Annotated in this window: 10 protein-coding genes; 9 read left to right on the forward strand and 1 reads right to left on the reverse strand. The window is 62.2% G+C overall.

Features of this window, described 5'->3' with window-relative positions; genetic code table 11:
• Positions 1-17 precede the first annotated feature (17 nt).
• The 9 genes from A2J03_RS25660 to A2J03_RS25700 are packed head-to-tail and all read left to right on the forward strand — an operon-like array spanning position 18 to position 8481.
• Complete coding sequence (locus tag A2J03_RS25660; RefSeq protein WP_082898096.1) at positions 18-884, forward strand: MlaE family ABC transporter permease; 867 nt, start codon at positions 18-20, stop codon at positions 882-884.
• A 1-nt stretch (position 885) separates the two neighbouring features.
• The gene (locus A2J03_RS25665; protein WP_068379850.1) at positions 886-1758 is read left to right on the forward strand and encodes an ABC transporter permease; all 873 of its coding nucleotides are present in this window, start codon (positions 886-888) and stop codon (positions 1756-1758) included.
• A gap of 3 nt (positions 1759-1761) precedes the next feature.
• On the forward strand, positions 1762-2799 hold the full coding sequence (locus A2J03_RS25670) for an MlaD family protein (protein WP_068379854.1): 1038 nt from the start codon (positions 1762-1764) through the stop codon (positions 2797-2799).
• Positions 2796-3803, forward strand: a complete 1008-nt coding sequence (locus A2J03_RS25675) for an MCE family protein (RefSeq protein WP_068379857.1) — start codon at positions 2796-2798, stop codon at positions 3801-3803. Before A2J03_RS25670 ends, A2J03_RS25675 begins: the two co-directional genes overlap by 4 nt.
• The gene (locus tag A2J03_RS25680; protein WP_068379869.1) at positions 3800-4801 is read left to right on the forward strand and encodes an MlaD family protein; all 1002 of its coding nucleotides are present in this window, start codon (positions 3800-3802) and stop codon (positions 4799-4801) included. The genes A2J03_RS25675 and A2J03_RS25680 overlap by 4 nt, the downstream gene beginning before the upstream one ends.
• The gene (locus tag A2J03_RS25685) at positions 4771-5907 is read left to right on the forward strand and encodes an MCE family protein (RefSeq protein ID WP_068379860.1); all 1137 of its coding nucleotides are present in this window, start codon (positions 4771-4773) and stop codon (positions 5905-5907) included. The genes A2J03_RS25680 and A2J03_RS25685 overlap by 31 nt, the downstream gene beginning before the upstream one ends.
• The gene (locus A2J03_RS25690) at positions 5904-6974 is read left to right on the forward strand and encodes an MlaD family protein (RefSeq protein ID WP_068379872.1); all 1071 of its coding nucleotides are present in this window, start codon (positions 5904-5906) and stop codon (positions 6972-6974) included. The genes A2J03_RS25685 and A2J03_RS25690 overlap by 4 nt, the downstream gene beginning before the upstream one ends.
• Positions 6971-7915, forward strand: a complete 945-nt coding sequence (locus tag A2J03_RS25695; protein ID WP_068379863.1) for an MlaD family protein — start codon at positions 6971-6973, stop codon at positions 7913-7915. The genes A2J03_RS25690 and A2J03_RS25695 overlap by 4 nt, the downstream gene beginning before the upstream one ends.
• Positions 7916-7929: 14 nt before the next feature.
• Positions 7930-8481 (forward strand): hypothetical protein, encoded by a 552-nt coding sequence (locus A2J03_RS25700; protein WP_156520587.1) that lies wholly within the window; start codon positions 7930-7932, stop codon positions 8479-8481.
• A 22-nt stretch (positions 8482-8503) separates the two neighbouring features.
• Here A2J03_RS25700 and A2J03_RS25705 read toward each other — a convergent pair.
• Positions 8504-9380, reverse strand: an 877-nt coding sequence (locus A2J03_RS25705) for a methyltransferase domain-containing protein (RefSeq protein ID WP_156520588.1), incomplete at its 5' end; no start/stop codon positions are given.

Below are 9380 nucleotides of genomic sequence, written 5' to 3' on the forward strand. Positions count from 1 at the left end.
GACCTGGCGTTTCTTCAATGCTGGTACTTTTCGCATGCCGCATCAGGGGAGCGGTCAAGGGGGTGAGTGGATTGGCATCGTCGACGGGGTTGACGCGTGTCTCGAGTGGGTTCGCCGGCGGCCTTCGTGCATTCGGGCAGACACTCGAATTGGGCGCGGCGGCCCTGATCCATCTCGTCCGCGACATCCTCTCGCTTCGCCATCCGTGGCGAGACACCGTCGAGCAAGCCTGGTTCGTCGTCACCGTCACCGTCGTTCCTGCAGTCCTGGTGTCGATTCCGTTCGGCATCATCGTGTCCGTCCAAGTCGGAAGCCTGACGGACCAAATCGGAGCGACGTCGATCGCCGGTGCCGCAGGCGGTCTCGGGGTGATCCGGCAGGGCGCGCCCATAGTTGCGGCCCTGTTGCTGGGCGGTGCAGCGGGGGCTGCCGTTGCTGCGGACCTCGGGGCGCGCACGATCAGGGAAGAGATCGATGCGATGCGCACCATGGGCATCGATCCGGTACGGCGACTTGTCGTTCCGCGGCTGGCGGCATTCATCGTGATCGCGCCGCTTCTGTGCGTCCTCATCATTTTCATGGGACTGGCCGCCGGCTACGCCATCAATATCGGCTTCCAGAGCGGAACACCGGGCAGCTACATCAGCTCGTTCGCCTCGTTCGCGTCGGTCGGCGACTTGATCGTCGCGCTGGCGAAGGCCGAGATATTCGGCATCATCGTCGTAGTCGTCGCGTGCGACAGGGGACTGAACGCTATGCACGGGCCGCGAGGGGTTGCCAACGCGGTCAACGCGGCGGTAGTGCTGGGAGTGGTGTCAGCGTTTGCGGTCAACGTCGTCATCACCCAGTTGGTGGCCATGTTCATGCCGCAGAGGCTGGGCTGAGATGGCCACACCGTCGACCTACACGGTTCATGGCACCGCCGGACTGACACGAGTCCTTCGTCGGGTCGGTCGAATACCGGGCAATGCACTGGAGATGCTCGGCCACCAGATCACGTTCTGTTTCGAAGTCCTCGTTGCGATCCCGCACACCGTTCGGTCCTACCAGCGACAGATGCTGCTGATCCTGAGCGACATCACCTGGGGCAACGGCAAGTTGATCGTCGGCGGCGGGACCGTGTCCGTGCTGGTCGTGTTGGGCGTCACCGTGGGCGCATCCGTCGGCATCGAAGGATTCAACACCCTGGGCATGGTCGGGATGGAACCGCTCACCGGCTTCGTGTCGGCCTACGCCAGCACCCGGGAACTTGCCCCGATGATCGCGGCGATCGGATTCGCGACTCAAGCCGGATGTCGAATGACGGCCGAGATCGGTGCAATGCGCATCTCCGAGGAGATCGACGCTCTGGAGGCCCAGGGGATTCAGTCGATTCCATTCGTCGTCACCACTCGGGTCGTCGCAGGGATCGTCACCATAGTGCCGCTCTATCTGTTGACCTTGATTCTGAGCTACGTCTCGTGCGCAGTGGTCGTACGCATAGTCGGCGGACAATCGTCGGGAACGTACGACCACTACTTCAGCGCATTCCTTCAACCCGTCGACGTGCTCTACTCGCTGTTCAAGGCCGCCGTTTTCGTCGTCACCGTCATCATCATCCACGGGTATCAGGGCTACTACGCGACAGGCGGACCCGAGGGGGTCGGTCGTGCTTCCGGTCGCGCTGTCCGAGCCAGCCTGGTCGCGGTGGTCGTGTTGGACACGGTCATGACGTTGGTGCTGTGGGGATTCGACTCGGGGATAAGGATTTCAGGGTAAGCGATGGCCGTGTTCGATGATCTGACCGGGCGTTCGGCCGGTCGCGGAACGCTCCGCCTGCGCGGTGTTGCGGTCGCTGCTGTCGCCGTCGTGCTCGCCTGCACTCTGACAGCGTATGCACGCGGAGTGTTCGAACCGACCTTCGACCTGACCATCGATGCCGCGTCGGTCGGTGACGGACTGACTCCTGGCGCCGAGGTCAAGTTTCGCGGGGTGTCGATCGGATCGGTAGTGCGGATCGAGACCGTCGGATTCGGACGGCAGCAAATCGACCTGGAGCTCGATCCGAGTCAATCGCGAGAACTTACCGACACCATGCAAGCCCAGTTTTCGTCGTCGAACGTCTTCGGTTCCACTGCAGTCGAATTGGTCTCGGATGGAAGTGGTCATCCGCTGTCGCAGAACTCCACTGTGACGATCTCGGATGACAATCGAGGAGCGACTGTGACCGGGGTGTTCCGGCGTGTCGCAGATCTGACCGAAGTCCTCGATTCGGACCAGGTGCAGAACTTGCTGGATGTACTTGCGGACACCTCGGTCGACGTGAGCCGAAACTTGAGGCCGTACTTCGATACTGCCCAGTTGCTCACCGAGCACCAGATCGATCCGTTGGCCTGGAAGTTGCATCGTGGCGCCGAGATCGGGGAGGGATTGAACAATCTGGTTCCGCCTGTGCTCGATCTCGTGATCGACATCTTGGACAAGAGCGCGTACGTCGAAGCGCAGACCGATCGGACGAGAACGTTGAACGCGATCAATGGGCTCAGCGACCAGCTGCTGATACCCATCGGAGATCTGCTGAAAACCGGCAACCCCCACCTCACGAAACTGCTGTCGACGGTTCTGGATCTCCTGGTTCCGATCACCGCTTCGCTCGGCACCCTGGCTCCGAGCTACGACAGGGTTCCCGAGGTGATCGACGGGATCGCCGACGCTTTTCCTCTGGTCGAGGGCAAGCCGCAGCTCCAGCTCGATCTGATCGTCCGAACGATGCCCAATCTCGCGGGTGCGGTGGCGTCGTACGAGGAGGCTCCACGATGATCAAAGTTGCAGCGCCACTTGCCAAATTGCTCGCCTTCGTCGCCGTCACCGCGGTATGTGCGGTGATCATCGTCGCCGCACTGCGCACGCCGGTAGCGGGGGCCACTTCGACATACGCCGCCGAGTTCGAGGACGCGTCCGGCTTGTACGTCGGTGACGATGTACGCATGTCCGGGGTGCAGATCGGCAAGGTCTCCTCGGTCGAGCTCGACGGTGGTCTCGCGCGGGTCGAGTTCAGCGTCGAGAATTCCAGGCCGGTGTTCGTGAGCACGCAGGCGGCGGTTCGCTACCAGAACCTACTCGGCCAGCGCTATCTCGAACTGGTACAGACGGATCGCGATCCCGGCGCGGTCATGGCAGCGGGAGCTACCATCGCACGCGAGCAGACGATCCCGTCGTTCGACATTTCGGCGTTGTTCAACGGATTCAAACCGATATTCGACACGCTCGACGCAGCTCAGCTCAATCAGTTCGCCGAGAACGTGTTGCGCATGGTCCAGGGCGACGGTAGTGGGCTGGGTCCCGTGCTGCGGGACGTCGACCGCATCACCCAGTTCGCCGTGCAACGCGAAGCCATCATCGGGCTTCTGATCGACAACCTCGGGCAAATTGCCGGGACGATCGGTGGAAAGTCGGCCGCGGTCGCCGATCTCATCGAGGAACTGACCGGGCTGGTATCGCGACTGAGCACCGAGATGACCGGAGTGCTGGGCGCGCTGGATCAGGCGAACTACGGGTTGGGGCCGTTGGTCGGGCTGGCGGAAGGACTTCGCGACGCGTACGACGAGGGATACATGCCCATCGATGGTTTACTGAGACGCCTGTTACCGCAGACGGAACAGGTCACCGAGATTCTGGCGCTGACGCCGGGGCTTCTCACCGGACTCAATCGAAGCATTCCGACTTCGGCGGCACAGACGTACTCGTGTAGTCGAGGACAGCAGGACATCCCGGGCATCGGACTCGTCGTTCTCGGTGGGCAGAAGTTGGTGCTGTGCCGATGAAGCGCAGAGGGGTACGTGACGAGCAGTCCGAGAACAAGACTCATCTCTTCTGGGGGTCCGTCGGCGTCGCGGTGGCCACCGTCCTGATGCTGGCAGCAGGTGCGGTCTACGCGATGCCGTTCGGGGAGCGCACCTACACGGCCAACTTCGCCACCGCCGCTGGCGTGAAGCCTGGTGACGAGATCAGAGTGGCGGGAATTCCAGTCGGATCGGTCCGATCGGTCGCGCTGGCAGGGGATCACGTCGACATCGAATTCGGTGTCGACCGCGAAGTCTTCGTCGGCGATGCCTCGACGATGACGGTGAAACTGCTGACGCCGATCGGCGGTCACTACATCCTCCTGAGCTCGATCGGGAACGAAGAACTCGGCTCGGCGGAGATTCCGCTCGAGCACACCGAGGTCCCCTTCGAACTCGCCGACGTCATCGAGACCTCGACGCCTCTCGTCCGCGACATCGATGGCACTACCTTGCGAGAAACCGTTGCCGAACTCGACACTGCTCTCGGGACTCAGCCGGAATCGACGCGGGCGATCGTCGACAACCTCTCGTCGTTGACGGACGTGATCGCGCAACGCACCGAACAGCTCGAACAAGGGCTTGTCGTGTCCGACGAATATGTCGGCGCGCTGTCGGACGACCGTGTGATGCTCACCGAGCTTGTCCGCCAACTCGGCACTCTCACCGAAGGATTCGGAAACAAGCGTGAGGAAGTTGTAGGTGCGTTCGACCTGCTGCACCGGCTCTTCCTGTTGTTCCACCGGCCCGTGATGGCATTCGAAGAGGGGCTGGAGCCGTCGATCGTCCAGCTGGAGGAGATCACGCAGAAGCTGTTCTCCAGGCTCGGAGAGTTCGACGGGGCGATCACCACCATGAAGCAGAGCTCGGAGAGCCTCGCCACGTTGCTCGGCGAGGGCAATGGTCCGGTGATCGACCAGTCGCAGAGCACGATTGCCGGTATCGACGTATGCGTACCGATGCCGGGAAGGGCGTGCTGATGCGCAGGACAGTGTTGCTCGGCGTGTCGATTCTCGGCATCGTTGCACTGACGGGGAGTGCGGCGTCGGCAAGTGGGGTGATCGACTTCTCCACTCGTACGTCGGCGGTCTGCGCGGAGTTCACCGATGCCGTCGGTCTGTACGAGGGAAATTCGGTGACGATGCTCGGGGTCGTCGTCGGCACGGTCGAGCGAATCGAGAGTTCGGGCGACTCCGTGGTGGTCACCATGGATGTCGACGACAGTGTTCGGCTGCCGGCCGACGTAGGGGCGGTCACCCTGTCGAGCTCGATCGTCACCGACCGTCACGTGGAATTCACCGAGCCGTACCGCGAAGGTCCAGAGCTCGATCGCACGAACTGTATCCCGTTGGACAGAACCAGAACTCCACTCGGAATCAGCGATACGCTCGACGCTGTCACGGAACTGGCGTCGGACCTTCTCGGCCCGGCGGACGCGACTGGCGCCCGTGAAGACATCCTCGGTGACACCCTTCGATCGGTCGACGGTTCGTTGCGGGGTTCGGGTGCACAGTTGAACGCTGCACTGAAGCAGTTGGCAGAGTTGGTCGGTGAGCCTGCAGACCGCGACACCACGGTTCGGCGACTGATCGACAATCTCGACGGCTTGATCGACACTTTCGCAGTGAGTTGGCCGGACGTGGCGAAACTTCTCGACAATCTCAAAGCCGGCATGATCACGCTGTCGGAGTTCACCCAAGCCTTCGGGGGCGCGGTGCTGCTGACGGTCGACTTCATTCCGCCACTCGTGCGCACCATCGCCAAGTACGACGACAAGGTCTACGCACTTGCCGACCAGTTGATCCCGGTCGTGGACGTAGCGCTCGGCAGAATCGGTGACATCAAGGACATCCTCGAACAGGTTCCCACCGTCAGCGACAACTTGACGACGATGTACGACAGCGATCTGCAGAGCGGCCGGTTGATCTACCACCCGCCACGATTCGAGATCGACACCAACTCGCCCAACGAGATCTGCGCCCTGTTGAACACGTATTCGCCGACGTGCTCGGCGAATCAGCAACGCGGGGACGTCATCGATGTCGGGCTCGTTCAACTCATCCTGGGATCGGCGGGGTGGCGATGAAGCGCGGCGTGTGCGCCGTGGGCTGCGTTTCGATGGTCATGACGCTGGTCGGGTGCGGTCTCGATCCGGTAGACCTACCGATTCCCGGTAGCTACGTCGCAGGTGAGAAGTACTCCGTGGAGATCGAGTTCGCCAGTGTTCTCAACCTTCCACGCAAAGCGAAGGTCGTCATCGACGGTGTCGACGCTGGGGTCCTCGAGAAGGTGGAACTCGTCGGCACGACGGCGGTCGCGACCGTCGATCTCTCCAGTGCAGTGCAGTTGCCGAAGGGCACCCAGGCCGAGCTCAGGCAGTCGACGATATTGGGCGAGAACTACATTGCGCTCCTGCCGCCCACTGAATCTGCCGACAGCGCTGATTCTTCCGGTACTGCTGAATCTTCCGGTACTGAAATGTCGACCGAGGCAGATTTTCTCGCCGACGGTGACGTGATACCGATCGAACGTACCGTGCCTGCGGACAACGTCGAAGATGTTCTTCGAGGGTTGTCGAACGTGGTGGCAGGAGGGCACTACGTGCAACTGCAGGAGGCAGTCGACAACTTCAACGCCGCTGTCCCACCGGATCCGGCAGTCCTGGACTCCGTGAACACCGCAGCGCGCGCAGCCCTGACGGACCTCGGCGACAACACCGACGAGATCGACCGGATTCTCGCGGCAGCGGAGGGGGTTTCGACGACGATCGTGGAGCGGCAGTCCGGTGTCGATCGAATACTCACCGTTGGCCCGTCTCGCGCATCGGGGTTGTCCGAGGTGCTGTTCAGCGTTGTCCACCTGATCTTCACCCTCGGCTACATGTCGCAGAACATCGGGGATGTGCTCGCTGAACCGTACGACGAGCTGCACGATGCCGTCGGCATCATCGCTCCAGCGCTCGTGACGATCGGCAGTGCGGATTCGACGGTCCCCATGAACGTGGAAAAGGTGAACAATCTGCTCCGCGACCGCCTGATCCCGTACTTTCAGTCGACTCCGAACATCGCACTTCGTTCGGTCTCGGTCGAGGGTGCGACGGCACGAGCGGACGACATGATCGAGATTCTGCGCGGGATCGGAATCGTCCGATGAGATCGTCCACAGTCCTCTCCCTCGTCGCGCTGCTGGTTCTCACGTTCGCCGGGGTCGCCTACTTGACTGTCGGCGTCCTCGATATGGATCCACGACGGACGAACAACCACGTGACCGTGAAGATGGAATCCTCGGGTGGGTTGATGCAGACCTCGCAAGTCACCTCGCGTGGTATGAAAATCGGTACAGTGCAAAAGATTTCGGTGACCCCGGACGGGTTGGACGTGTCGATCGCTCTCGACGCGAGCAAGGACGTCGCCGTCGACTCCGACGTGGTCGTCGCGAACCTGTCTGCTGCGGGGGAGCAGTACCTCGATATCCGTCCCCGTCACTCCGGTGGTCCCTACCTGCAGGACGGGGACGTGATCGAGAGCGCTCGAGTGACCGCCTCCGCTACCGTCAGCGAGACGTTGCAGTTGGGTGATGCACTTGCCGCGCAATTGGATACATCGGCACTGACAGGTCTGGCAGTCACGGCTTCGGAAGCCATCGACGGGCGCGACAGCGACATCGACACACTGGTGGAGACATTTCGCTTCCTGGCAGCGACTCTGCGGGACAAACGGACCCAGATCGAGAATCTGTACGACAATGCACAGCAGGTCGGGCGCAACGGCTACGGATACGGCCCGGTTCTGACCGACGCAGCGCCGTTCGTGGGACAGACCGGCGCGGGCGTGACCGGGTTGCTCGAGTCCTTCAACCAGTACTCCTATGTGGCGTCCGATGTGTGGGACGATCCCCTCGGGCCACTGGCCGTGCGAATCGACGGCTATCTCACTCCGCTCAACCCCGATCTCGCGCTGATAGCGACACTGCTGAAGCCGTACACCGCGCCGATCAAGCCCCTGCGTGTCGACGCTGGGTCGATTGTCGATATCTTGACCACCGTGTTTCCGCGGGGAGGACCCGCGAAGCTCTCCGTGGAGATACCGAACTGATGGGAGATGTCCGCATGACCGAGGTCGAGACAGAAACGACACACGATACCGATAGCGCGACGAGTACCGGTTCTTTTCGAGCTCGCTGGCTGCCGACCGGCATTGCAGTACTCGGAATCGTCTTGGCCGTGGTGTTCGGATTCCTGTGGCGTTCCGCCGCCGGAGAGCTCGCGGACTCGACCACCCGCGACCGCGATCGGCAGATTGCCGTGAACACGGCGACCGAGTACACCGAACGATCGTTGACCTACGACTACCGAAACCTCGACGCCTTCTTCGGCGGGGTCGACGAGGGTGCGTCGCAATCCCTGCAGGACAGGTACGACGGTGTCAGGGAGGCATTGACGGCTATCATGACCGAATCTCAGGTAGTCGCCTCGGGTGAAGTGCTCTCTGCTGCGGTTGATTCCGAATCCGGTGGCGAGTACAAGGTCACCGTGTTCGCGAAGCAGACCACGCACAATGTGCAGCAACCCGATGCCGGGGAGGTTCCGAACCTGCTGTCCCTCACCGTGACCAACCAAGGTGGGCAGTGGCTGGTCAGCGACTACGGGCCGAAGACCTGAGCCGCGCTCGACCTCGACGTGATCAGTTAGGTTTCCTCGCACTGACGAACTGGGCGAGCCCGCGGATCTCCTGTTCGATCTCGGTCATCGACGCTTGCTCGAACTTCGATGTGAACGTGTCTTTCTCGAACATCCGAACTCCCACCCTTTTGGATCCGACTCGCAACACCGTCTTCACCGGGGTGAACTTTCGTCCGTAGCTGGTCATGATCGCGATCCGGCCGCCCGGGCGCAGGACGCGAAGCATTTCTTCGACAACCACCAGCGGCTCGGGTATCAAGTACAGCGCCGCGTAGCAGCAGACTGCGTCGAACGTGTCGTCGGCGAACGGGAGGGCTTGCGCGTCACCTCGCGCGTACGCGGCATGCGAGCTTCTGTTGTCACGGACGGCACGCGCGATCATCTGCTCGGAGATGTCGAATCCCACAGCGACACCAGTGCCGGACAGGTGCGAGGCGAGGTGTTTGGTGAAGTTACCTGGGCCCGACGCGACGTCGAGAACGGTCATCTCGCCGGAGAGCCGCAGATCGATGACAGCCTTCTCCCGCTCGGCAGACATCGACAGGCCTCCTATGCCCATCATCGCAATACCCGCAGGCCGCCAGATCTTCTCGTATATCGAAGCGACCAGAGAATTGTTCATGGCGCGGCTCGCGGCCGTCGGGGACGGCGCGGGCGCACCGCCGAGCAGTTCGACATAGCCGCCGGAGATGTCTGCCGCCGCGCGAACTTCCGCGGGCTCGACGAGAGCCAGAGCGCGACGAAGGGCGGCGTCGGCGGTGGATCGGGGTTTGTCGTCGGCAGTGAGCGTAGGCGGCGGCGTGATCGAGTACGGGGGATTCCCTGTGCCCTGCAGACGGTAACGCCCCCAGAAGTCGATGTCACCGACGGTGACTGGA

Source organism: Rhodococcus sp. EPR-157 (assembly GCF_001647195.1).
Taxonomy (GTDB): Bacteria; Actinomycetota; Actinomycetes; order Mycobacteriales; family Mycobacteriaceae; genus Rhodococcoides.

Bases quoted from the DNA above. Each gene is read 5' to 3' on its own strand.
- A2J03_RS25670 (WP_068379854.1), top strand. From the start codon at position 1,762: ATGGCCGTGTTCGATGATCTGACCGGGCGTTCGGCCGGTCGCGGAACG.
- A2J03_RS25695 (WP_068379863.1), top strand. From the start codon at position 6,971: ATGAGATCGTCCACAGTCCTCTCCCTCGTCGCGCTGCTGGTTCTCACG.
- A2J03_RS25690 (WP_068379872.1), top strand. From the start codon at position 5,904: ATGAAGCGCGGCGTGTGCGCCGTGGGCTGCGTTTCGATGGTCATGACG.
- A2J03_RS25665 (WP_068379850.1), top strand. From the start codon at position 886: ATGGCCACACCGTCGACCTACACGGTTCATGGCACCGCCGGACTGACA.
- A2J03_RS25680 (WP_068379869.1), top strand. From the start codon at position 3,800: ATGAAGCGCAGAGGGGTACGTGACGAGCAGTCCGAGAACAAGACTCAT.
- A2J03_RS25660 (WP_082898096.1), top strand. From the start codon at position 18: ATGCTGGTACTTTTCGCATGCCGCATCAGGGGAGCGGTCAAGGGGGTG.
- A2J03_RS25675 (WP_068379857.1), top strand. From the start codon at position 2,796: ATGATCAAAGTTGCAGCGCCACTTGCCAAATTGCTCGCCTTCGTCGCC.
- A2J03_RS25700 (WP_156520587.1), top strand. From the start codon at position 7,930: ATGACCGAGGTCGAGACAGAAACGACACACGATACCGATAGCGCGACG.
- A2J03_RS25685 (WP_068379860.1), top strand. From the start codon at position 4,771: ATGCGTACCGATGCCGGGAAGGGCGTGCTGATGCGCAGGACAGTGTTG.